The following is a 24,434-nucleotide window of genomic DNA, read 5'->3' as shown; positions in this document are numbered from 1 at the left end:
AATTTGGTTTCTGTTTATTTTTTTTGAAAAATTTAAATAATTGTGTGAAAATAATATAAAGGTGGAAACGGCTGCATTAGTAAACACCAGTTCCAAAATAATCATGATATATATGGGGGGTTGTCGATGAAAACGTATAAATTAACAGTCTTTGAGGCAAATGGGGAAAAATTATTAGATGAGAGTCTTCAAGCCGGGAATGATGAGGCAGCAAAGAAACTAGGGGAACAGCTATTGCAAGAGAAACAGTTGCTAGAAAAGACACATCGATTAACCTCACCTAGCGGCAAGCTTTTACTATTTCATTCCTAGAACAAAAGCGCAAGAGCCTTGGTCAGCCCCGACAAGCATAAGACGAGCCGTCCGAAAGGTTGCTTTTTAACCTTTTGGATGGATTGTCCTAAATGTGGAGGCGACTGTCCTGGGACGAAGGCATAAGACGTACCCTGCAAGAAGGCGCTTTTTGCCTTCTTCAGGGGATGGCTTATGACTCGAGTCCCAAGGAGCCGCAACTGGATAAGCTGTAGACCATCGAGGGGCTAGGCGCTGGAGCTGGACGTTTCTAAACCTGTAAAAAAATATTCACAAGTAGTAAATCTTTAATTTCCCTGACCAGAACAAAGAAGCCCTATGGCTTCTTTGTTTGTTTTATTTCCCTATAAAGAACGGCTTCCTTTTTTCGATAAAAGCCCTGATACCTTCACGGTGGTCAAGCGTTTCCCGCATTTTTTGCTGGCCATATTTTTCTAATTCCAGCACTTTAAGTAATTGTGGACGATTCTTCTCAGCCATTATTTTTTTAGTTTTAATCATCGCCTGAACCGGTCGGCTCAGCCAATCTTGCACCCTTGCCTCCAGCGTTTCTTGAAGGCCGCTTTCAGCTACCTCTTGGATTAATCCCATTTTAAATGCTTCGTCAGCACTTAACATTTTTCCGTCCCAAATGACCTGCTTAGCCATCGTCTCTCCTAATCTTTTTTCCAAAAAGAAGTGTGCCCCGCCATCGGGTATTAAGCCAATACCAATAAAATTCATCGCCAGCTTACTAGTTTTGTCTGCAATAATATAATCAGTGGCAAGCGCCAAACTAAATCCTAAACCTGCTGCCGCACCCGAAACAGCACTAATAGTTAGTTTTGGTAGGCTATAAAGGGTAATAATTAATTCGCTAATGCAATCCATTACAGGAAAGAAATCACTTTCATTCATATTGGACAGCATTGTTTTAATATCTCCACCGGATGAAAAGGCTCTTCCTTTTCCTGTTACTACTAAAATATCAATCTCATCTGAATCACTAATTTCCTTCAGTTTATAAACTAGCCCCTTGATGACGTCCGTATCCATGGCGTTTAATGCATCTGGCCGGTTTAATTCAATGGTGGCAACACGATTATTCACTCGCAAATTGACCTTATCTGTTTCAAAATTAATTGACATGGGAAATCTCCTCCCCTTTATTATTCACTCACTTTCATTATATATGGAAATGATTAGAATAAAAACAAGCTTTCTAAATATATTGAATTTTAACAGAAAAGTGGAAGCGCCTTGACCAGGGAAAAAAGTAGTTCATTTTTTCCTAGGGGCGCAAGGCTACAGACGAGCTGGCGAGAAGGCTGCTCTTTAGCCTTCTTGACGGATTGAACTAAATGTGGAGGCGACTGTTCTGGGACTCTAGACTAAGACGCACACTGTAAGAAGGCGCTTTTTGCCTTCTTCAGGGGGTGGCTTATGTCTCGAGTCCCAAGGAGCCGCAACTGGATAAGCTTAGACCTAAGAGCCCCTAGGCGCTGCAGCTAGACAATTCTCAAGGTCAAATTTTCTTTTAATTAAAAATCTCCTGCTAAATTAAGCAGGAGATTTTGATTAGAGACCAGTACTTTTCCATCCTGACCTTTATTGGCTTCTAAAGTTGCCTTGATATCTTTGTTTTTTAATTTTTAATGATTTTCATTTTTCTTAAGAACTCAATAGGCTGCTGCTTGCGGAAGTGTTCTTTTACCATGTAGGCCACACCATGTTCATTTTTGGACCTTGTTACCCAATCGGATGACCTCTTGACCTCAAAGTCGGCATTCCACATCGAAACTCCTAAACCCGCTGCTTCGATTAAGGGGATATCATCAAGTCCATCACCAATATACACCATTTCACTTCGCTTAATTCCTAGTTGATTGCCTAAGTATGTTAATCCTATTAGCTTGGAAACACCGGCTGGAACAATATCAAGCCTGAGTGAATCCAATTGAATCACATCAATCTCTGTAAACATTTTTCTTAATGCCTGGATGGCATCATTAAGGTCCCGCTCATCTTCAAAATACACTTCTATTTTTGGAGGCGTTACCGGCTGGTCGTGTAAATACTCACTTAAGGTAGACACAAATTGTTGGGAATAGAAAACGGGGTCTCCTGAAGTAAATACAGTTTTGGCCAGTAATTGATTATGAAGCTTTAATTTATTTGCTAATGAAAATTGCTCGTGGACTAGCCTAATTTGACACGGCAATGCCTCTAAAAAACGAATCGTATCATACGTAATGTCCTCATTAATTCTTTTCACATAAACTGGTTTCTCCAAGGTATTTGCAATAAATGCCCCTTGGTGGGTGATAAGCGGTGCTGTAATTTTTAACGCCTTCGCCACCTTTTTGGCTGAAGGGAAGCTCCGCGATGTAACCAATGTTACATAAATTCCTTTTTGCTGAACATATTCAATTGCTTCCCTTGTTGATTTATGAATTTTGCCATTCGATTGTAGAAGAGTGCCATCGATATTTAGCGCAAGCAAGCGATAAATCATTATGTTGCCCCCTGTTCTTGGTGAAAATGCCTTTATATCACTTTTATGACCTTCCACAAACATATAGAACAGAAATGCAAAAGCCTTCGGTTTTAGGACCGAAGGCTTTCAACTAATCTTACAGATTTCCGTATAAATCTTCCAATGGTTTCATAATAACTTTGTTTAATTCACCAATCACCATGCTCATTCGTTGTTCTGCGTCCATTAGCCGGGCTATTTTCTGATTCTGCTGAACAAGGGCAACAGTGGATTGTGCCTGCTGGACTTCCTGTTCAGAGATATTTTGGCCCATCATTTGTTTTTGCTGCAAATTCATTTGCATTTGACGGAACTGGTCAAACATTTGTTTTGACTGAGGGTCTTTATTTACCTCGTTATAAGCCTGCTGTAATTGTATATACTCATTACTTTGACGAATTGCAGTTTCTAATGCATAGGCGGAATCATATAAATTTACTGCCATTTTAAGCCACTCCTTTTTGTATAAACATCTTCACAACTATAACAAACTATTCAATTAAATGCGAGAATGTTCAAATCACCTTTCCTCAAGCATTTACATAAATTACTTATATCACCTAATGCCCAAAATCCCAGTAAATGAGGAGTGATTATGTCATTTTCGTTAACCTCGATCCTAGTCGTTCCAATAAAATTATCAGACAAAGATCAGGATGTTATCCAGATGTCTGCCCAATTGTTTAAGCTGCTCCAATTAAATATGCACGAGATAAACGTCTCGATTGGCAGAAAAACCATTCCAATTAAAGTTCAAACCAAAGACTTACCAGATAATACGATCTATTTTTCCGAAGATTTAATGGAATCTTTTTATCTCCCCATTCACCCTCTTAAATTTCAAGCAATGGTTCTTCCCGAGAGTCAGACATTAAAGCTCGGACCTGTCGCAGCATTATTAACAGATTCAATTGATAACCAAAATAATGAACCTTACTTTCGTTCCATACATTTGTTTTGTGAGGAGCTTCAACAAGGAATTAGTGAGACTGGCGGGTTCTTTTATGTTTTTTCCTATCAACAGTTTTTAAGTCAAGGATATTACTTGATAGATGGAAAATGGACTGCTGCACAGCTGCCTGCCCCTGATGTCATTTATAACCGGATTCATTCAAGAGCTTTAGAGTATAAAAAAGAATTCAAACAATTTCGAGCAAAAGTGAATCAATTATTGATTCCGTTTTTTAACGACCGTTTTCTTTCAAAATGGGAAGTATACGAACACCTAAAAGACATAAGGAATCTTGATTCCTATCTGCCGAAAACAAAGCTTTTTTCGAAAGATCATTTTTATGAAATGATACAAAAATATGACACCCTGTTTCTAAAGCCTATCCATGGAAGTCAGGGCAGAAATATTATTAAGGTAAGTCGTGAACCAGGTTCCTGTTATTCTCTTGAAACCTCATTAAAATCTGGGCCGGCTAAACAAAGAGAATTATTTTCATTGGATGAACTATTTCAACAAATTAAGCCACTTATCCATAATCGTATTTATATTATTCAACAAGGTATTTTATTGATGTCCTATCAATCATCTTCGATGGATTTCCGAGTTCTATGCCATCAAAATCTGGATAACAATTGGCGGGTAACTTCAACTGTGGCACGGATTGCCGGAAAACAAGAATTTGTCTCTAATTTAGCAAGAGGCGGCACCCTTACACGACCATTAAACGCATTAAAGACTTGTCTAAACGATAATAAAGCCTTAGAAGTTCTAGCCGAAATGAAGGAATTGGCACTTGAGGCTGCCTCCATTATAAGCCAAAATTCACAAGGCGTTATTGGTGAGCTTGGTATTGATATTGGTGTTGATCAAGATGGAAAACCATGGTTAATTGAGGTTAATTCGAAGCCTTCCAAAAACTTTGAGGATGGCTTAACAAAAATTAGACCCTCTGCCAAGGCCATTATTCTGTTCTGCACCATTCTTGCATTTGATACAGCCTTTATGAAGGAGGATATGTAAATTGCTAACATTTGGTATTATGACATTAAATTTGGAAAGTGAAAATGCTTATATTAACGAGTTGGCCAACCGTGCAGAGTTATTGGGAATGGAGGTATTCCGGTTCATCCCATCCGATATCAATCCCCATAACCTTCATGTAAAAGGGAGGAGGTTTGATTCAATGTCAAACTCTTGGATCCCTTGCCAAGCACCTGTCCCAACTATCATTTATGATCGCTGTTTTTATGGAGAGGATGAACATTCCAAACTATGCCTGCCCATCGTAACCTGGTTAAAAAGCCGTAGCGATATTACATTTTTAGGCTATGGCTTACCTAATAAATTCGAACTATATCAAGCTTTAAAGACTACTGCCCTATCCTCCTATTTACCTTCAACACAAGCCGTCTCAGATGTTGAAAGTGTTTTAAAGGAACTTACTTTAAAGAAAAAAATTATATTAAAACCGATCAATGGTTCCCAGGGGTACGGTATTTACTATTTAAAGAAAAATGAAAAGACGATACATGTTAAAACAGAAAAGCAAAAAAGAATTATTTCACGCATTTTTCCGAATGAAGCAAGGCTTATTCAATGGTTAACACTTCTATTGAAACAGCGCCATTATCTGCTGCAACCGTATTTGGAGCTATCAAATAAGGAACACAAACCCTTTGATATTCGGATTTTGCTGCAAAAAAATGAGCTGGGAATCTGGGGTGAACAAGGGCGGGGAATTCGGATTGGAACTACGGGCGGTATTCTATCAAACTTAGCTGCCGGGGGGACCGTAATTAATTTTAAAGAGTGGCTCGTTTCCCTGCCGCCGGCTAAGGCTGAATATATAAGGGAGGAGCTTACTTATATACTCAACTGCCTCCCTACTACCTTAGAGAGTGCGTTTATGCCACTATTTGAAATTGGTGTTGATATTGGCATTGCCAAAGACGGATCGATCTGGATTCTTGATATAAACTCTAAACCAGGAAGGAAGGTCCTACTATCTACAAACCCTGAATTACAAGAATCTCTATACACCCAACCGCTCCTTTACGGAAAATACCTTTCAGAGACGGATCAAACGGAAAGGAAGGTCTATTATGAGAAAACATTATCTCATTGAAGTTGCACAAAATGATCAATTAATCGTCTTTTGCCCTTCTAATTTAATTCAGGATAAACAGATTAAAAGAATTGCTTTTGGATCAAAATCAATGGATGTGGAATTTTTTCCTCATCCTGATAAAAATGACCGAATTGTCATTAGCAGGAAAATCCAAGAGACGATTCAGTTTCCTTATTTTAAAGTCCCCTTACATGCCTTTCTAGAGGATGAAGTTCTCTATATTGGTCCGTTAGTTGGCATATTTACTGCTGGTTTTACTTCATACCCAGAACAGCCTATTGGTGAACGGACCTTGTTTTTTGCGAAACTCCTTTCTGTAAATCGATCAGTCGGTGCGCTTGCCTTTGTTTTTGGGGAACAGCATATTAATTGGGAGTTGGGAACAATAGAAGGATACTTTTTTGAAGAGAATGTTTGGCAAACAGTCGAAGTCCCTTTCCCCAATGTTATCTATGACCGCCTGCCGAATCGAAAAAGTGAGGAAAACCCTAAATTAATTAAAGTGAGAAATCGTCTCCAAAAAGAATATCTGATTCCATGGTACAATCCCGGTTTCTTTAATAAACTTGATATCTATGAAAGACTGCAACAAGACTCTTCCGTTACAGCCTACTTGCCAGAAACTTTTCCATTTACGTCCTTTTCTTCAATCGAAACGATGCTATCCAAGTATGGTCATATTTTTATAAAGCCAAAGAATGGCAGTCTTGGTCATGGTGTTCATCAAGTCATCTACGACAAACACACTGACGATTATTATTGCCGGTATCAAGATGAAGCAGATGTTAATCGTTTACGTAAATACTCAAGCTTGGAACGATTATTCCAATCGGTGTTTGCAGCACAATCACTAGATAGAATGTTAGTCCAGCAAGGGATTCATCTGCTTAGAAATGATCAACGTTCGGTTGATTTCCGCGTCCATACTAATAAGGACGAAAACGGTGAATGGCAGGTAACAGCCATTGCCGGAAAAATTGCCGGTCAAGGCAGTGTAACCACCCACGCACGAAGCGGCGGGGATATCAAAACAATTGGCGAAATTTTCCCTAAGGAAGAAGCAGAAATTTATCGTGAAAAACTAAGTAACGCCGCGCTCTTGCTAAGTAAAGCACTCGATAAAAATATCGAAGGAATAATTGGTGAGATTGGCTTTGATTTAGGTATTGACCGAAACGGAGATGTTTGGCTTTTTGAAGCAAATTCAAAACCGGGCAGGTCGATCTTTAGTCATCCGGAATTAAAAGAATTTGATTTATTAACCCGGAAATTATCGATTGCCTTTGCCGTTTTTATAACGGAGCAGTCCTTATTACATCCAGAGGAATTATTTAAATGAAAAGTAACAGCACGCCATTGATTGGAATCTTGACAGCAAGTAAATCAGATGGAGCCATTGCCGGAAATGGTCCACTTTTTATAGAAATACAAAAGAAGCTTATTTCACTTAATGGAATAAGCTTTGTCTTTATACCGGAAGAAGTGGAAACTAATTATATAAACGGATATTCCTATTCGCCTGAAGAAAACTGTTGGAAAAAAGGATCCTTTCCTCTCCCGGATCTTGTCTATAATCGAATCCCGTTTCGTTCTTCAGAAAAAGATGTAAAGAGCCAATGGTTATTTGCGTACTTACAGGAAAAGAAAATACCTTTTTTTAATCCTTGTTTTATCGATAAATATAAACTTTTCCAATTATTAAAAAAGGATAGCATCCTTCGAGATTATTTACCAGAAACCATCCTTGTGCAGGAGCAATATGAATTATTAGACTTTCTAAAGAAATTCGGGGGTATTTATTTAAAACCTACGCAATCCTCAAAGGGAAAAGGTATTGTTCGTTTAAGACTGAACGGCCCTTCAGAAATTCAACTTAAGGGCATTAATAAACAAGACAGCTACCCATCCTTTACTCATTTTTGGGAGAAATGGGCCGAAGAGTTATTTAAGAAACAATATCTAGCCCAGGAAGAAATTCTTTCGGCAGAGTATGAAGGAAAACGTTTTGATTTTCGTATCTTAGCACACGGCAATCAGGATGATTATACTCTAACAGGCGTGGGAATCCGGCTTTCCCAGGAGCAGGAAATCACAACTCATATCCCAACAGGAGGCAGGCTCCTTCCCTATCACCTGTTTCAATCAAATGAGCATGATGAATTTTTTCAGACGATTATATCTAATATCGGTAAATCACTGTCCAGCCAATTTGGTTACTTCGGTGAGTTTACCATTGACGCAGGATTAAGTAAAACAGGTCGATATTATATTTATGAGGTAAATTCAAAACCGATGAGCTTTGATGAAACGGATATTGAGGAAAGGAAAATCGAAAACCTGTGCCGCTTATTTCTCCAACTAATAGACGAATCTTCCTGAGTTTAAAAAAAGGATATCCATCATCTATAAGACAAGGTAAGCTATACTTATAACCGTCTTTAAGGAGGATGTTTCCCATGCTTATGCACTTTCAATATAATCCGTTATTTTCAAATCAAAATATTCCTGGCTGGTCAATTTCCTTTTATTATAAAAAAAAGAGATATACCGGAATTTATCACCAAACTGGAACCATTGAATGGACTGGAACTGCGCCAGAACAAGTGGACCTTGAACGATTAAAGGGCCAAATTCACGAATTAATGCTTTTTCATGTTTATGAATAAAGAGAAAAATGCATGAACTCTCACCCTTTGCCTCACACTAAGGTAATAATCTCTTATTGTGCAAGGGAGTATACCCTGAGCCAGAAAGGATAAAAATTCAAATGATTCATTTTTTAGGAGGAAAGGGTGTCTGTGATGAGTAAAAATAATAAAACCAATAATGAATCAGCCTATGAAGGCAGAGATAAGGCTTATGTAGATGTAGACCGTATGATCAATGAAGGCTTGTCTGGAGGTTCAGTCCATGCCCGCCAGGATGCTGCAAATATTGAAGAAGCGCATGATCTTCCTAAAGAACAACCACCAGCAGAAATTGAATAATGGTGTAGTGGCTGTACCTAATAATTTAACAGGTACAGCCATTTATCTTTTATGCGCTGCCACACTATTGGTATAATATTTCCTAAAGCCTGAAAAATTTAATAAACGGGGAAATAAAACATGATAAAAAAATTATTGCCACTCTATCAAAATTCCATCCTTTTTCCCAGCAAGCCTAAAAATCCATCAGAACGGTTTCTTTACTTTTGCAGTGAATCAGAGGATGAATGGATTGGGATTCCTAAAACAGAGCTAAATGAACGGGAATTAAACCTCCTTACAGTACTCTATACTTTGGTAGAATTTCCAAGTTCAAACCTCCACCCAGCTGTAAAAGCGTGGCATGACTTTCTATATTCAAATGGTCCCATGCCTAGTCACTTAGCTGGAAATTCTCTAAGAATAATTCAATTCAACATAAACGGAGCTGAAACAAATCAGCCTGAAATAGAATCAGCTTTGAAAGGTTTTTTCACTGAAGATATAATCATTATTTGGGAAGGCGGAAGCCGAGGGATTGTGATAGAAGATAAGAATACGATGTCACTTTCAGAGGAAGAGATCCTTTCTATGTCTGAAACACTAGAAAGCGATTTTTATGTAAAAATTTCTTTTTACATCGGTAAACCAATCCTTTTTTCAAGGCAATTACCTAGCAAATTTCACCAAGAGAAAGAATATTTTACATTTGCCCTTTCACAAATGGGCTTATTTAATATCTTTACGTTTGAACGGGTATTACCTGTATATATAGCCTATCAGTTGTCCCCTGAATTAAAAGCAAAAGTTAGTCAAGAAATTATTGACTTATTTAACGAGGATTATGAAATGTTTTCAACGATTAAAGTCTTTCTTGAAAACAATTTAAACGCTAGCATGACAGCCAAAAAATTATATATTCATCGAAATACGCTACAGTATCGAATCGATAAATTTGTTGAAAAAACAGGTATTAGCCTCAAAGATTTTTACGGAGCTTTTACCGTCTTCTTAGCCTGCCTCCTATATGAACAAAAAAAATGACAACATGCCCAAAAAAGCGTTTTCACTTTTTGTGCAACCTGTCCATATGTAAATGTTTTCATTCCCTGTAAACTAAAGATACAACTTACACAGGGAGGAAGAAAAAATGGCTGAATTAAAATTAGATCATATTTATAAAATTTACGATAATAAAGTAACGGCTGTACAGGATTTCAACTTGCATATCGAAGATAAGGAATTTATCGTGTTTGTAGGTCCATCTGGCTGCGGTAAATCTACAACACTTCGAATGATCGCTGGACTTGAAGATATTTCAAAAGGTGACTTTTACATTGATGGAAAAAGAGTAAACGATGTAGCTCCTAAAGATCGTGATATCGCGATGGTATTCCAAAACTATGCTCTTTATCCACATATGACTGTATATGATAACATGGCATTCGGATTGAAGTTACGTAAATTTCCAAAAGATGAAATCGACCGTCGTGTTAAAGAAGCAGCAAAAATTCTTGGATTAGAAGCTTATTTAACTCGTAAGCCAAAAGCACTTTCAGGTGGTCAGCGTCAACGTGTTGCCTTAGGCCGTGCGATTGTTCGTGACGCAAAAGTATTCTTAATGGACGAACCATTATCAAACCTGGACGCTAAACTTCGTGTTGCGATGCGTGCAGAGATTGCTAAGCTTCACCGCCGTCTTGATACTACTACGATCTACGTTACCCATGACCAGACAGAAGCGATGACAATGGCAACACGTTTGGTCGTTATGAAAGACGGTGTTATCCAACAGGTTGGTTCTCCTAAAGAAGTATATGAAAAGCCTGAGAATGTTTTTGTTGGCGGCTTCATCGGTTCACCTGCAATGAACTTCTTTAATGGTAAACTTCAAGATGGAAAATTTGTTATCGGTAATATTACGATTGCTGTTCCAGAAGGAAAAATGAAATTCCTTCGTGAGCAAGGTTATGTTGGAAAAGAAATAATCCTTGGCGTACGTCCAGAAGATATCCATGATGAGCCTGTCTTTATCGAAGCCTCAGCTGGAACAAAGATTAAAGCCAATATCGATGTCGCCGAGTTAACTGGTGCAGAATTAATGGTATATTCTAGTATCGGCGGTCAGGACTTCGTTGCTCGTTTAGATTCACGTGCTGATGTTCACCCTGGAGAAACTGTTGATCTTGCTTTTGACTTAAATAAAGCACATTTCTTTGATGCTGATACGGAATCTCGTATTAGAAATTAATGAAAGATAAATATTAAAGAGAATCGGCCCCGTTATCTAAGGTAACGGGGTTATTCTTTTATAAAAATCACTTCATCATGATGACAGGCAGGGCATCTATATAGATGCGGGCACTTTTGACCTGAATTCGTATCTGGATATCCATCCTCAAGCTTCATTAAATCAATTTCCATATAGGGGCTGTAATCATCAAAAAAATCAATGAGCCTCCCCGCTTCTAACATAGGTTCTCCGCAATTCGTACACATTAAATAGACTTCCCTTAATCCATTACATACCGGGCATATCGCCACTATTCTTCACCCTTTTATTTATAAGATAATCTTAGTTTGTGTTAACTTAAACTTCATATGTAATGGAATAAATTTCTAATTTATTTTTTTGAATAGAACTCTAAAAATTAATCATAATAAAGATTACAAAGCAACAATTACACCGATGGATGAAGCCAACAACAAGGGTAGTATCCGGTGCAACTCCGGATCATCCAACCAAAATGAATTATCTCCAATTACTAATATTCTTTATCAGCAGCATTGATAATATGGGTTAGGCCAGGTGGCAATATTATGGTTCAATTCCATACTGACCCCAAAATTAATAAGAGGAGTGTTATTCAACTATGGCAAGTAACAACAACTCTAATCAACTTTTAGTACCAGGCGTAGAACAAGCACTTAACCAAATGAAGTATGAAATCGCTCAAGAGTTTGGCGTAAATCTTGGTGCAGATACTACTTCACGTGCAAACGGTTCTGTCGGAGGAGAAATCACTAAGCGTCTTGTAGCTATGGCAGAATCTCAACTTGGCGGCGGATTCCAACGCTAATCTTTAAAAAACTTTATTGTACAAATTAATAATATGGCTTAGCCCCTTCCTGTTGACGGAGGGGGCTTTCACAGTTTTGAGATAAGAAAGAAAGTATAAAAGTTTTTGACCTCGAGAATTGTCCAGCTCCATGCGCCATCGGCTCGAGGTCACAAGCCAAAGTCTAAGCGCCTTGCGATTTTCTTATTACACCATCTTTTCAGGCTGGATCCACTCAGTAAATTGTTCTTCCGTTACGTAATCAGTTTTAAGTGCTGCTTCTTTTAGGGTACAATTTTCCTTAAAAGCAAGCTTTGCAATTTCAGCTGCTTTTTCATAGCCAATATGTGGATTAAGCGCTGTAACTAACATTAACGACCGCTCGACATTATTTTTAATCTTTTCTACGTTTGCTTCAATTCCTATTGCACAATTTTCATTAAAGGAATGAATCCCATCGCTAAGAAGCCTTATTGTCTGAATGAGATTATAAATAATAACTGGTTTAAAAACATTTAACTCGAAATTACCCTGACTGGCAGCAAAACCAATCGCAGCGTCATTCCCAAAAATCTGGCAGGCAACCATTGTCAAGGCTTCGCTTTGTGTTGGGTTGACTTTTCCCGGCATAATGGAACTTCCCGGTTCATTTGCAGGAATGCTAATCTCTCCTATTCCACTGCGTGGTCCACTGGCAAGCCAACGGACATCATTAGCCATTTTCATTAAATCGGCAGCCAATGCCTTTAATGCACCGTGCACAAAAACAATTTCATCATGACTTGTCAATGCATGAAATTTATTATCCGAAGATTTAAAGGAATAACCTGTTAGCTTGCTAAGTTCCTCAGCCATCATTTGTCCAAATTGTGGATGGGCATTAATGCCTGTCCCTACCGCTGTTCCTCCTATTGCCAAATTCAATAGATGCTGGCTAGCTTCCTTAATCATCTGTACATCTTTTTCAAGCATCGCCCTCCAGCCGCTGATTTCCTGGCCAAGGGTAAGTGGGGTTGCATCCTGTAAATGGGTTCTGCCTATTTTGACAATGTCAGCAAAAGACTTCTCTTTTTCTTGTAGAGTATTTTTCAGTTCTAAAATCTCTGGGATTAAGTGGCTAGTAATTTTCATATAAGCTGCTATATGCATGGCTGTTGGGAACGTATCATTCGAACTTTGAGACATATTTACATCATCATTTGGATGAATTCTTTCTGCTCTTCCCATATCGACAAGTTTTTGATTTGCCCGATTGGCAATCACTTCATTGACATTCATATTAGATTGGGTACCACTGCCGGTTTGCCAAACAAGTAATGGAAAATGCTGATCATAATCCCCATTATGTATCTCATTACATACGTTTAGGATAATACTCATTTTAACTTCATCAAGCTTCCCTAATTTTGAATTAACGATCGCCGCAGCTTTTTTAATAAATGCCAGCCCATAAATGACTTCAATAGGCATTTTTTCTTCACCAATTTTAAAATTTTCTTTGCTCCGCTGTGTCTGAGCTCCCCAATATTTATCTTCGGGAACTCGAATTTCACCTAGAGTATCCTTCTCAATTCTAAATTTGTCCAAAACCTTCCACCTCACATTTTCGACTACTTCAATATATATATCCATTGTTACCTAATTTATTAACATCGCAATAATTTCTTTTGTTAAAGAACAAAAGCGCAAGCGCCTTGAACAGCCCCGACAAGCATAAGACGCTCAGGGAAAGAAGGCGTTCTTTGCCTTCATTCCCTGAGTGGCTGTAAACCATCGAGGGGCTAGGTGCTGGAGCTGGACGTCGACAATCCTTTTATTAACAGTTATCCACAAGCGAAAATTTTATAATTTCCAAACGATTAAAAAAACTACAGACACATGTCTGCAGTCTAAGATTTAATGAGTGTATATCCAATAAAATAGGAAAGAATTAGAAGACTACCAATCGCTAGTACAACCGAGTATTCTGACATATATATCCCACCCTTTGATTTTGTTTTTAAAATATCATAAAGACAGGATGCAGCAAGTGATATAAATTACACCTTTGTGACTTGAAGTGAATTTTTTGTGAATATATAGCTTTTTGGAAGTGACCGGTAGACATCCATTAAAGCCAAACCCTCTCTTCCCAGCAAATTCGTTAATCAATATGTCCTTTTCCTTTATTCTTCCACTTTTTATTCCACTTCTCGATTTGTTTATTCCATCTGTCTTCCCACTTTTGGACTTCATTGTTGAAATGCTCTTGAAAATTACTTTTCTCTTCTTCTTTTTTCCTTTTTTCTATCAATGGAGCGATATGTGGGACATTAAAACGCTGGCTCGGGGTGCCCTTTAATGCTTCTTCCATCACTGTACGAAAGACAACAGCTGAACCAGTTCCATTAGCTGGGGTTATATAATGGTCAGCGTCTGTTTTATCATAACCGACCCATATCGCCCCGACTAACTGTGGCGTATAGCCGACAAACCATTGATCCTTCAAGCCGTTTATTCCTTTAATTGGTACCTGCGTAGATCCTGTCTTTCCCGCTGTTTCCCTGCCAGGGATTTGCGCTGCTTTTCCTGTTCCTTCTTCCACTACACCAAGAAGCATGGTCGTCATATTGTCGGTTACAGCTTTTGATGTTACCCTGACCTTTTTTTCTTTCCACTCGGCGACTGCATTCCCCTCTGAATCAACGATTTTTTTAATAACATGCGCCTTAATCCGACTTCCTTTATTAGGAAAAACAGAAAATGCCTCAGCCATATTTAAGGGTGATACCCCTTTATGCAAACCGCCTAGAGCCATTGATAAATTATCATCCTCTTTATCCAATGGAATCCCGAACCGCTTAACAGCATCAACTCCCTTTTCAATCCCTAATTCATTTAAGAGCCACACAGCAGAAACATTTTTTGATTCCTTGACCGCTTCATACATAGGAACCTCACCTGCATATTGATGGTCATAATTACTTGGCTGATAAGATCCAAACTTCATTAGTTTATCCTTTAGCATATCGGTAATCTTCCAGCCTTGCTCTAGGGCTGGTGTATATACAACAATTGGCTTAAACGAAGAGCCCGGCTGTGCCTTTAGTTGGGAAGCACGGTTATACCCTCTAAAGGTATGCTTTCCTCTTCCACCAACAATGGCCCTGATCCCGCCTGTTTTTGGGTCGAGTAATACACCGCCGCTTTGGACAAGGCGATCCGCACTTTTAGGAAATAGGGAGCTATTTTGATAGGTTGTTTCCATTGCGGTTTGCATTTTTGGATCAAGTTCCGTATAAATTTGGAAACCGCCAGTTAATAATTCATCCTGTGTAAAGCCATATTGCTTTACGGCTTCATCTAATACTTGATCAACGTAATAAGGGTATTTTCCACGAAACGGATCGTCTCCTCTATTCATTAAGACAACCTTGTCCGCCTTTGCCTGTTGATATTGCTCAGTATCGATAAAACCTTGCTTCTCCATTTCAGATAAGACTAGATTGCGTCTTGCTGTTGCCTTTTCCAAATGCTTATAGGGATTTAGAGCTGATGGCGCCTTAATTAAACCGGCAAGTAGGGCAGATTCATTTACTGATAATTCCTGCACATCTTTCGCAAAGTATTTGCTAGCCGCTTGTTTAACACCATAGGCACCATTACCAAAGTAAATTTGATTCACGTACATTTGAAGGATTTCCTGTTTAGAATACTCACGTTCAACAGCAATGGCTAAAAATACCTCTTGTAACTTTCTTTTAAGGGTCTTTTCTGATGTAAGAATCGTATTTTTGGTTAATTGCTGCGTAATCGTACTGCCTCCTTCAACCATCCCTCCTGCCTTCATGTCACGAAACAGTGCACGTGAAGTTCCGATTAAATCAACTCCATTATGCTGGTAAAATCGATGGTCTTCAATCGCAATAATGGCATTCTTCAAGGAATTCGGGACTTCCTTAATTGGAACCCCTTCATTCTTATTAGCAGATACCTTACTGGCGATTTTTCCACTTACATCATAAAAAACAGTCGGCTGTGGCAGCTCATTCTTTAATCCTGAAATATCTGCATCCTTTGAGAAATAAGAAAGAAGACCGAAAAAGACTAACACTAGAATCAATATCAACAACAAAATCACTTGAAACAAATGCCACTTCCTCAACCGCTTAAAAAGAACAATTACTTTTTCTGTAAAAATCACTATGAGGACATCCTTTAGCTGTAATCTTTTAACAGGAATACTCTTCGATTATTTATTAGTCTTTGTAAAAATTTGAAAAAAAACATCACTATGAAAAAAAGATGGGCCGAGGCCTCATCTTTTTTTCGCATTATTATTCACTTTTTGCCAGTTCTTTAAAGCGTTGTCTAGAAAGCTTTTCATCAAAGCTTGAAAAGATACGATAGTTTTGATCGTCTAGAATCCGAAAATGCTTACTTAATATATTTTGCTGAAGGATAAAGCCGTTTTTTTGCGAAATCCCCCTCCACCAAACTCGTCCGCCAAGGGTTTTTGCTTTACGAAGGTCGATTCCGTTTAGGGCAACTGTTTCTAATACCTCTAGGGGTTCATTTCCAAATAAAAATTGGACGGTTTCCGTTTCTCGAAAAAGGGCACAAATGGAAACAACTGTCGACCAGCCAGCCAGAACCCTCCCTTTTTCAATTTGTACAAGGGTTTTCTTCGAAATACCGATAATATCAGCCATTTTATCCTGGGTATAACCCGCTTCTGTCCTAATCAGCCGAAGCTTCTCAGAAACCTGTATAATAATTTCATCCCTGGTCACAGTAAGCCCTTCCTTCAATTTCTTCTAGTGTAATTTTACACAAGTTTATAGGACTATTCAAATTTCAAGAAAAAAAACTGCTATATTTCACTTAGCAGTTTAAGTACTTTATCTTTTATATTTGTCTAACTCCAGGCCATACGCCGCTGACCAGGGCGTTTACGCATTTCGTGGTGGGATACCGCACTGACTGGAACATGAATTTTTCAAATCACAGGCGGCGCATTTTCCCTTTTTGGATTTACTAATGAATTTCACTAATGCCCAGGCAGCATATCCAAAAATAGCCAAACCGATTATTATACTCGCAATCATTGGGTCCACCCCTTCAAGATTTTACATCAATCCAAATAATTTTCCTCCTTGGTAAATGACCAAGGACAATACATAAGCAATAACGAACGCATAAATCATCGAAAAAGCAGTCCATTTCTTAGAACCGGTTTCCTTATAAATGGTTGCTGTCGTTGCCAAACAAGGAATATACAATAGGATAAAGACCATATAGCTATAGGCTGCCAGCGGAGTATAGTAATTAGCCAACAACCCTTGCAGGCTTGCATCATTTGGAACGAAGTAAATAATATTCATGGTTGAAATGATCGCTTCTTTAGCCAGGAAACCTGTTATTAAGGAAGCAGATGCCTGCCAGGTTCCAAAGCCAATCGGATTAAAAATAGGGGCAATTATATTACCAACAGCAGCTAAATAGCTATGGTCCATATCAACTTTCAGGCCATTAGGACCTGCATAAGATAATAGCCAGATAAAGACGGAACCGGCAAAAATAAATGTTCCCGCCTTTCTAACAAATCCTTTCCCTTTATCCCAAGTACTTCTCCATAATGATTGAAACTGTGGAAGTCGGTATGGAGGAAGTTCAATAACAAATAAAGATGTTTCAGATTTTAGCAGAGTTTTAGAAAATACTTTGGCTAACGTCAATGCTACTACAATTCCCAACAAGTATAGGCTAAGAACAACAAATGCCTTATGGCCTGCAAAAAAGGATCCTACAAATAAGGCGTATACCGGTAACCGGGCTGAGCATGACATTAATGGTGTTAATAGTATAGTTAATAGTCTCTCGCGAGGAGTTTCAATCGTTCTAGCCGCCATAATCCCAGGAACATTACAGCCAAAGCCAATCATCATTGGGATAAAAGCTTTGCCATTTAATCCTACTGATTCCATTATACGGTCCATTACAAGGGCTACGCGCGCCATGTAACCAGAGTCTTCTAATAAGGAAATAAAGAAGAACAGGATAAAGATTTGCGGTACAAACACAAGTACGCCGCCAACTCCAGCTACTAACCCTTCAATAATTAAGTCATGAATAAAATTTGAGGCATGAATAGAACTTAAGACCGCCTCAAACCCGGACGTGACAGGTCCCGTTAAAAAGGCATCGAGCACATTTGATAAAGGCGTGCCCAGCCAATCAAATGTCAGCATAAACATGAAATACATGAGCAGCAAAAAGATTGGCATCCCAAGAAAGCGATTCGTTACAATGCTATCAATTTTTTCAGATAGTGGTAAACCTGAGTCACTTTTGCTAGCTACTTCGGCAACGATTTTTTCAATGACTTTTTTTCGTTTTAAATAAATAAAATTAGAGAGTGACTTTCCATCCAATCGTGCTTGAATCTTGTTTTCCAAATTTCTCACAATATCATTTATTCTTTGAGGATTGGCGATACTGTTTACATAGTTTTGAACATATTGATTTCCCTCAAAATATTGAATAGCAAGAAAACGAATAGAGTGGCCGGTCTTCCCACTAATTTCACCGGTAATTGCCGTAATCGCCTCTTCTACCTCTTTGCCATAATAGACTATGTGCTTATTGGCAGGCTGGATGGATTTTGTAGAGATTACATCTACAAGCTTGTCACACCCTTTTCCACTCCGAGCCACGACAGGCACAACCGGAACGCCTAGAACTTTGGCCAGCTTCGGAGCATCAACATGAATGCCGCGTTTATTGGCAACATCAATCATATTTAAACCTATAAGTGCAGGCTTCTCAAACTCAAGTAATTGCAGTGTTAAATGTAAATTACGTTCTAATTGTGATGCGTCTAAAATATTTAATAACCGGTCAACTGATTCAGTTAAAAAAAACGAAGTTACAACCCCCTCATCCTTTGATAAAGGATTAAGAGTATATACTCCCGGTAAATCTATTAATTGTCCAATATTATTCTTGAAAACTCCGACTTTTTTTTCAACCGTTACACCGCTCCAGTTGCCAACATACTCATAGGAACCTGTTAAATTATTAAACAATGAAGTTTTTCCAGTATTCGGGTTTCCAATTAGAGCGATTTCCATTATATTCTCTCCACTTCAATCTGAACGGCTTCTTTTCGGCGAATCCCTACACATTGGCCGCAGGATTCGATCATAATTGGGCCGCCAAATGGCATCACACATTTTACACAGACTTCAGATCCTTCAGTAATTCCTAAATCAAGTAAGCGCCTTTGAACGAGGTGACCAACATGAGATAGGTCAATTATTTTTCCTTTATCTCCTGTTTTTAAAGAACCAAACATGTATATCACCCTATCTACGTTAATTGAGAATGATTATCTTTCTAATTGTATTTTAACACTTTTTTGAGTTAATAAGCATGATAAATTTGACAAAAGTTCGAAAATATATTCAGAAGGTCATCGATATCTATATAAAAAAAAGGAAAAGAACTAATCCTTTCCTTTTTTCCTTTATTATAGACTTTTTTGCAAAATCATTTTCTTTGGAAGGGCACTAATTAGTACAATAGTAATGGTTGCACTAATAATGAAATTAGGCAGCATATAGGTTCCATTATATAGTAGAGAGTAGATAGCTACCGGCTGGCCTTTTGGAGCATACTCGCCGAAAAAGGCAATCCCAGAAATCACATGACAAAAATATCTAAGTGCACTTCCCAAAAATGCCCCACTAATTACATAAGCCATCCATTTACCATTGTTCTGTTCATTGATTGATTTTTTAATGGCAGGTGCAAAAACTCCTGCGGAACCAACAACTGTAAAAGCAATAAAGTAATCAATAATCCCTTGTACAATCGTATAAACTTGGGAAAACCCTAGAATAAACTGAAGGAAACCTAATAAAAAGCCTGTTAAAAGTCCACCCTTTATCCCCCAGCGATAGGCAATCAGGAATATCGGCACCATCGCAATGGAGATGGAACCACCCTGCGGCCAAATTCTTAAAGATACAATTCCCGCGACAAAATCTAATAAATAAGCAAGTGCAGTAAATACAGCAACTTCTGCAATAAATAAAGTATTACTTCTTGTTTGATTCACTAAACATTTCCCCCTCTATATAAATAGACCCGCTTGATCTCTTCCGAAAGACTATATGTTGCCATAACAATGTGGAAGAAAAAAAGCAATTCAGAACTTGGAATGTCTGAATTGCTTTGTATTTAAGCAAACCACATCCCTACGCTAGTGTTAACTAACAGGTTCATAGGGTCAGAACGCTAACGTTCACTCTCAGCCGCCCAGAAAGCAGCTCCCCCTGTGGAAGTATTCAATTGTATCCATAGAAAATATACTACTCTACCACTAATTAAACAAGATATTTGTTATAGAGAATGTTATATACGACATTATAAATTATGGATAATTAATAACATTTCACTGGATAAAAATTTTTTCCTTAAATTTCATAAAGGATTTTTTCATTCTTCAGCGAATTATCATGGTAATCAGTTTGGTTAAAACCAATAGGGGGAAACAACATGTTTACGGGAGAACAAACGGATTTAATCGCCTTTTTTGCTCATAACAAAAAGCAATTAGTACAAGAATGGGAAAATGCAATCATGATATATCATGGTGATCCCTTTAAAGGTAAAATACGTGAAAATGGGGAAGCCCTATTAGATGTTATTCTAACGATGCATACCATATCTAAGGAAGAATTATTAACGATTATCGAAAAAATCGCCATTGCCATATCAAAGGAACGGGTTATGGCCGACATTAACATTGGTGATTTTGTATACAATGTCAATATCGGGAGGACAATTTTATATAGCTATTTAAGTAAGACTGGACTGACATGGTCCGAATTACAAAAATCTATTAATGATATTAACTTTTGTTTTGATAAATTCTTATATTTTGCCGTATCCCATTACTCTGAAGCGAAGAATAAAATTATTGAAGAAAAGACGATGTTTATTGATTCAACCCACCAGGATCGCTTAACACTTCTCGGCCAAATGACTTCAAGCTTTATTCATGAATTTAGAAACCCACTTACATCTGTTCAGGGATTTATTCAATTACTGAAAGCCGATTATCCAAATATGAGATATTTAGATATCATTTCAAGTGAATTGGACCAGCTTAATTTTCGTATCTCCCAGTTTTTGTTACTTTCGAAAAAAGAGCTTATTGGTAAGGAAAAGGTATTTTTCAAATTAAACCACTTAATTGATGAGGTTTTAAACTTCCTCTACCCTAGTATTTTGGACGGTAAAGTTAAAATTCAAAATCATTTAGACGGCGACTATACATTGAATGGCTATGCAGATGAAATCAGGCAGGTCTTTATTAATATCATTTTTAATGCCATTGATGTTCTGAATCACCACGAGGTCGCAAATCCGACGATTGAGATAAACAGTTTATTAGAAGACAATACAACGATAAAAATTAGTATTTCAAATAATGGGCCCGTCATTCCAACTGAGTTGCATAAAACCATTTTCGAACCGTTTTTCACTACAAAAAAACTGGGGACTGGCCTCGGCTTGTTTGTCTGTAAAGAAATTATTGAAAAACATAAAGGAAAATTAACCTGCGACTCTTCACAAGATAAAACAACGTTTTCCATTTACTTGCCAGTTGCTTTGGACCTAAGTGATGAGCAGGAAATTAATCTATAGAGGACATCGAATCCCACTTTCAAATAAGCAGGGATTTTTTTCTTTTTAAATTCATCTCCCATTCCGGCCTGCACGCGCATATGATGTACCAAAAATCATCATCAGGAGAATAGGCCTATGTTTACATTAAAAGTGGATCATGAGATTGAGTTACAATTGTTTCAACGGCATCACGCCTTAACACTTTTCCAACTTATTGAGGAGAATCGTGAACATTTACGGGAATGGATGCCATGGGTGGATAGTATGGCCTCCCCCTATCAGATAGAAACCATAATCCCGGTATGGCTTAATCAATTTGCTGAAAACAGCGGCCTTAATGTAGGGATTCTTTACCGGGGGGAGCTTGTCGGCTCCTTGGGTTTGCACCAAATTGATTGGTATAACAGCATGGCGAGTATTGGTTATTATTTAGCTAAAAAAGCGGAAGGTCATGGAATTATTACAAGGTCCGTTAAAGCCCTGCTGAATTATTGCTTTTTCCAATTAGGTATAAACCGGATTGAAATCCGCTGCGGAGTAAATAATATAAAAAGCCGTGCCATTCCAGAGCGGCTGCGGTTTGTCAGGGAAGGGACGGTTCGTGATGGAGAACATTTAAACGGTCATTTTCATGACCTTATTATTTATAGCATGCTGGCGCGGGAATGGAAGACTGTGCATATTTAGTACCATAATACCAATGATCAAGCGGCCAACATGGCTGCTTTTTTTGTTGAATTGATAGCTAATTTGCTAATAAGAGTCATATTTGAAATAATAAAAGAAAACTTGGCAATTTGAAAAAGTTAGAAGTTGGAATTATAGGGAATAATCATTACATAGAGTAAAAAGTAAGTGAGGTGGCATGCCTTACCCTTTGTAAGGTGCTAAATGATTTGGATGAACGTTTTAATTATCGCTATACTGATTACCTTTACCGCATTTTTTGTTGCATCAGAATTTGCGATGGTAAAGGTGCGGACGACTAGAATAGATCAATTAATTTCAGAAGGTAATAAAAAAGCAGAAGCAGCAAAAAAACTCATTTCTAATTTAGATGGGTATTTATCAGCCACACAGGTCGGGATTACGATTACTTCCTTAATCTTGGGCTGGTTGGGAGAGCCAACAGTCCGTAGACTTTTAGAACCTATTTTTAATTGGATTCAGTTACCGCAATCATTGAAACAAGTGATCTCCTTTATTCTTGCTTTTTCTATCATTACCTTTTTCAATGTAGTTATTGGTGAATTAGCACCAAAAACGTTTGCGATTCAAAGGTCGGAACAAATCATTATGCTTTTTGCAAAACCAATGATACTTTTTTATCGGTTGATGTACCCCTTTATTTGGATTCTAAACCGGTCTGCCCGGTTTGTAACGGGATTATTCGGGATTAAACCAACTTCTGAGCAAGAGATTGTTTTATCTGAAGAAGAACTGCGGATAATTCTGTCGCAAAGCTATGAAAGCGGCGAGATCAATCATTCGGAATATAGTTATATGAATAATATTTTTGAATTTGACGATCGAATTGCAAAGGAAATTATGGTACCAAGGACTGAAATCGTCACCCTTTCAAGAGATGCGACAATGGAGGAAATTATCGAAATTGTCCGCGAGGAAAAATATACCCGGTATCCCCTCATTGACGGTGATAAAGATAATATTCTGGGAGTGGTGAATATTAAAGAGGTCCTTACCGATTGTATTCAGCAAAAATGTACTGGGGAACAGCCCCTTCTCCCCTATATCAAACCTGTTATTCATGTAATTGAAAATATCCCTATTCAGGAACTTTTAGTGAAATTACAAAAAAACCGCTCCCATATGGCGGTATTATCTGATGAATATGGCGGTACTGCAGGGATTGTCACCGTTGAAGATATTCTCGAGGAAATTGTCGGTGAGATTCGAGATGAATTTGATTTGGATGAGCTTCCTCTTATCCAAAAAAAGGGTGAATATCATTATATTTTAGATGGGAAAGTTCTAATAAGCGAGGTAAATGATCTTCTGGGAACAACGCTTGAAGAAGAGGAAGTAGACACAATTGGCGGATGGTTTTTAACGCAAAAGTTTGATGTCAAAAAGGGTGATTCAATTGAAAAAGAAGGTTTCACGTTTCAAATAAAAGAAATCGAAGGTCATCATATAGTCTATATTGAAGTAAGTAAGGTTGATAAAAACGCCTCCGAGTAAATCGAGGCGTTATATTTTTTTACACATTTTTTGTAATATTTAGTTTTTTATATTCATACTTACGGCAATTCCCCATAAAATATAAGTATATATTACTATCTAAACTAGAACGTTTGACTGTACAGTTTAATTTCTTTATAATTATTGTTAATTTGTAAAATATAGAGGTGGTAAGATGGGGCTGTCTATCGGATTGGTGAAATAGCAGAAATAGCGCATGTGTCGAAACGTACCATTGACTATTATACGTCTATTGGCTTGTTAAAGGCAGAACGCTCTAAGTCAAACTACCGCATTTATTCGGATGAAGCACTGGATGATTTGAAATTTATAGAGGAATGTAAATGTCTGCACTTTCCATTAGACGAGATTAAAAGAAAACTAGAAATGCGCAAAGCAAAAAACCTGCAGGAATCAGAGGTTGAAAAGCATGTAAGTGCTGTAACGCAGCAAATGAGGCAGCTGCATAGCGACTTGTTTGACCTAATCCCCATTTTAGAAAAATTGGATGAGGATCAGAAAGAAAAGCTGACCAACAATCTTAGTCTGCTTCGAACAGTACTTATGAAATCACTTTTAAGTGTTACGACTTAATTTTTTTAAATAACTGGGAGGTGACACC

25 protein-coding genes and 1 riboswitch are annotated in these 24,434 nt (G+C 37.9%); of the genes, 14 read left to right on the top strand and 11 right to left on the bottom strand.

Translation table 11 applies throughout. The features are described 5' to 3' along the window. The first annotated feature begins 126 nt into the window (after positions 1-126). Positions 127-312 (top strand): YhzD family protein, encoded by a 186-nt coding sequence (locus tag AAHB15_RS00510; protein ID WP_144567405.1) that lies wholly within the window; start codon positions 127-129, stop codon positions 310-312. Between the two features lie 336 nt (positions 313-648). On the opposite strand, the gene AAHB15_RS00505 is transcribed toward AAHB15_RS00510, so the two are convergent. The 3 genes from AAHB15_RS00505 to AAHB15_RS00495 all read right to left on the bottom strand — a co-directional run bounded on the left by AAHB15_RS00505 (position 649) and on the right by AAHB15_RS00495 (position 3,272). Beyond that, positions 649-1,440 carry an enoyl-CoA hydratase gene (locus AAHB15_RS00505; protein WP_335571686.1) on the bottom strand — a complete coding sequence of 264 codons (792 nt, stop codon included), beginning with the start codon at positions 1,438-1,440 and terminating at the stop codon, positions 649-651. Positions 1,441-1,936: 496 nt separating this feature from the next. Beyond that, positions 1,937-2,806 (bottom strand): Cof-type HAD-IIB family hydrolase, encoded by an 870-nt coding sequence (locus AAHB15_RS00500; protein ID WP_335571685.1) that lies wholly within the window; start codon positions 2,804-2,806, stop codon positions 1,937-1,939. Between the two features lie 118 nt (positions 2,807-2,924). After that, the gene (locus AAHB15_RS00495) at positions 2,925-3,272 is read right to left on the bottom strand and encodes a YlbF family regulator (protein WP_098529746.1); all 348 of its coding nucleotides are present in this window, start codon (positions 3,270-3,272) and stop codon (positions 2,925-2,927) included. Positions 3,273-3,422: 150 nt separating this feature from the next. On the opposite strand from AAHB15_RS00495, the gene AAHB15_RS00490 reads away from it, so the two are divergent. The 8 genes from AAHB15_RS00490 (at position 3,423) to AAHB15_RS00455 (ending at position 11,124) form a co-directional block, all read left to right on the top strand. Then, positions 3,423-4,799 (top strand): YheC/YheD family endospore coat-associated protein, encoded by a 1,377-nt coding sequence (locus AAHB15_RS00490; RefSeq protein WP_335571684.1) that lies wholly within the window; start codon positions 3,423-3,425, stop codon positions 4,797-4,799. Position 4,800: 1 nt separating this feature from the next. Continuing rightward, positions 4,801-5,904 carry a YheC/YheD family endospore coat-associated protein gene (locus tag AAHB15_RS00485; protein ID WP_342041545.1) on the top strand — a complete coding sequence of 368 codons (1,104 nt, stop codon included), beginning with the start codon at positions 4,801-4,803 and terminating at the stop codon, positions 5,902-5,904. Continuing rightward, positions 5,882-7,246, top strand: coding sequence for a YheC/YheD family endospore coat-associated protein (locus AAHB15_RS00480; protein WP_342041544.1), 1,365 nt, complete (start codon positions 5,882-5,884; stop codon positions 7,244-7,246). Before AAHB15_RS00485 ends, AAHB15_RS00480 begins: the two co-directional genes overlap by 23 nt. Then, the gene (locus AAHB15_RS00475) at positions 7,243-8,286 is read left to right on the top strand and encodes a YheC/YheD family endospore coat-associated protein (protein WP_342041543.1); all 1,044 of its coding nucleotides are present in this window, start codon (positions 7,243-7,245) and stop codon (positions 8,284-8,286) included. Before AAHB15_RS00480 ends, AAHB15_RS00475 begins: the two co-directional genes overlap by 4 nt. Positions 8,287-8,363: 77 nt before the next feature. Continuing rightward, a complete protein-coding gene (locus tag AAHB15_RS00470) occupies positions 8,364-8,573 on the top strand; it encodes a YheE family protein (RefSeq protein ID WP_335571679.1) in 210 nt (69 codons plus the stop codon). Between the two features lie 135 nt (positions 8,574-8,708). Next, a complete protein-coding gene (locus AAHB15_RS00465) occupies positions 8,709-8,894 on the top strand; it encodes a hypothetical protein (protein WP_335571689.1) in 186 nt (61 codons plus the stop codon). A gap of 120 nt (positions 8,895-9,014) precedes the next feature. Next, on the top strand, positions 9,015-9,917 hold the full coding sequence (locus AAHB15_RS00460) for a PucR family transcriptional regulator (protein ID WP_335571678.1): 903 nt from the start codon (positions 9,015-9,017) through the stop codon (positions 9,915-9,917). Positions 9,918-10,023: 106 nt separating this feature from the next. Further along, positions 10,024-11,124 carry an ABC transporter ATP-binding protein gene (locus tag AAHB15_RS00455; RefSeq protein WP_144567396.1) on the top strand — a complete coding sequence of 367 codons (1,101 nt, stop codon included), beginning with the start codon at positions 10,024-10,026 and terminating at the stop codon, positions 11,122-11,124. 50 nt (positions 11,125-11,174) lie between these two features. On the opposite strand, the gene AAHB15_RS00450 is transcribed toward AAHB15_RS00455, so the two are convergent. Then, positions 11,175-11,372 (bottom strand): hypothetical protein, encoded by a 198-nt coding sequence (locus tag AAHB15_RS00450; RefSeq protein ID WP_285857767.1) that lies wholly within the window; start codon positions 11,370-11,372, stop codon positions 11,175-11,177. Between the two features lie 374 nt (positions 11,373-11,746). On the opposite strand from AAHB15_RS00450, the gene AAHB15_RS00445 reads away from it, so the two are divergent. Continuing rightward, positions 11,747-11,953, top strand: coding sequence for an alpha/beta-type small acid-soluble spore protein (locus tag AAHB15_RS00445; protein ID WP_098529737.1), 207 nt, complete (start codon positions 11,747-11,749; stop codon positions 11,951-11,953). A gap of 186 nt (positions 11,954-12,139) precedes the next feature. On the opposite strand, the gene fumC is transcribed toward AAHB15_RS00445, so the two are convergent. The 7 genes from fumC to thiT form a co-directional block, all read right to left on the bottom strand. Continuing rightward, positions 12,140-13,564: a class II fumarate hydratase gene (gene fumC, locus AAHB15_RS00440; RefSeq protein WP_446715834.1), complete on the bottom strand. Its 1,425-nt coding sequence runs from the start codon at positions 13,562-13,564 to the stop codon at positions 12,140-12,142. A gap of 511 nt (positions 13,565-14,075) precedes the next feature. Beyond that, the gene (locus tag AAHB15_RS00435) at positions 14,076-16,115 is read right to left on the bottom strand and encodes a transglycosylase domain-containing protein (protein WP_342041540.1); all 2,040 of its coding nucleotides are present in this window, start codon (positions 16,113-16,115) and stop codon (positions 14,076-14,078) included. A 133-nt stretch (positions 16,116-16,248) separates the two neighbouring features. Then, positions 16,249-16,704, bottom strand: a complete 456-nt coding sequence (locus AAHB15_RS00430; protein WP_335571675.1) for a helix-turn-helix transcriptional regulator — start codon at positions 16,702-16,704, stop codon at positions 16,249-16,251. A 159-nt stretch (positions 16,705-16,863) separates the two neighbouring features. Then, positions 16,864-17,019, bottom strand: coding sequence for a FeoB-associated Cys-rich membrane protein (locus tag AAHB15_RS00425; protein WP_342041539.1), 156 nt, complete (start codon positions 17,017-17,019; stop codon positions 16,864-16,866). A gap of 21 nt (positions 17,020-17,040) precedes the next feature. Beyond that, positions 17,041-19,044, bottom strand: coding sequence for a ferrous iron transport protein B (gene feoB, locus AAHB15_RS00420; protein WP_342041537.1), 2,004 nt, complete (start codon positions 19,042-19,044; stop codon positions 17,041-17,043). After that, the gene (locus AAHB15_RS00415; RefSeq protein ID WP_098529731.1) at positions 19,044-19,268 is read right to left on the bottom strand and encodes a FeoA family protein; all 225 of its coding nucleotides are present in this window, start codon (positions 19,266-19,268) and stop codon (positions 19,044-19,046) included. Before AAHB15_RS00415 ends, feoB begins: the two co-directional genes overlap by 1 nt. 174 nt (positions 19,269-19,442) lie before the next feature. Beyond that, positions 19,443-20,033, bottom strand: coding sequence for an energy-coupled thiamine transporter ThiT (gene thiT, locus AAHB15_RS00410; protein ID WP_335571672.1), 591 nt, complete (start codon positions 20,031-20,033; stop codon positions 19,443-19,445). Between the two features lie 119 nt (positions 20,034-20,152). After that, a riboswitch (TPP riboswitch) is annotated at positions 20,153-20,261 on the bottom strand. 212 nt (positions 20,262-20,473) lie between these two features. Between thiT and AAHB15_RS00405 the strand changes: the two genes are divergently transcribed. The 4 genes from AAHB15_RS00405 (at position 20,474) to AAHB15_RS00390 (ending at position 24,406) form a co-directional block, all read left to right on the top strand. After that, positions 20,474-21,628: a histidine kinase N-terminal domain-containing protein gene (locus AAHB15_RS00405; protein ID WP_335571671.1), complete on the top strand. Its 1,155-nt coding sequence runs from the start codon at positions 20,474-20,476 to the stop codon at positions 21,626-21,628. A 117-nt stretch (positions 21,629-21,745) separates the two neighbouring features. Further along, positions 21,746-22,297, top strand: a complete 552-nt coding sequence (locus AAHB15_RS00400) for a GNAT family N-acetyltransferase (protein WP_144567387.1) — start codon at positions 21,746-21,748, stop codon at positions 22,295-22,297. 204 nt (positions 22,298-22,501) lie between these two features. Then, positions 22,502-23,812, top strand: coding sequence for a hemolysin family protein (locus tag AAHB15_RS00395; RefSeq protein WP_098529727.1), 1,311 nt, complete (start codon positions 22,502-22,504; stop codon positions 23,810-23,812). A gap of 192 nt (positions 23,813-24,004) precedes the next feature. Continuing rightward, positions 24,005-24,406, top strand: a complete 402-nt coding sequence (locus tag AAHB15_RS00390) for a MerR family transcriptional regulator (protein WP_335571688.1) — start codon at positions 24,005-24,007, stop codon at positions 24,404-24,406. Positions 24,407-24,434: the final 28 nt, after the last annotated feature.

The organism is Bacillus sp. OTU2372, from assembly GCF_038440275.1.
In the GTDB taxonomy this organism is placed as follows: Bacteria; Bacillota; Bacilli; order Bacillales; family Cytobacillaceae; genus Neobacillus; species Neobacillus bataviensis_B.
Note: the sequence above shows the minus strand (reverse complement) of the source record. Positions and strands in the feature narration are given on the sequence as shown.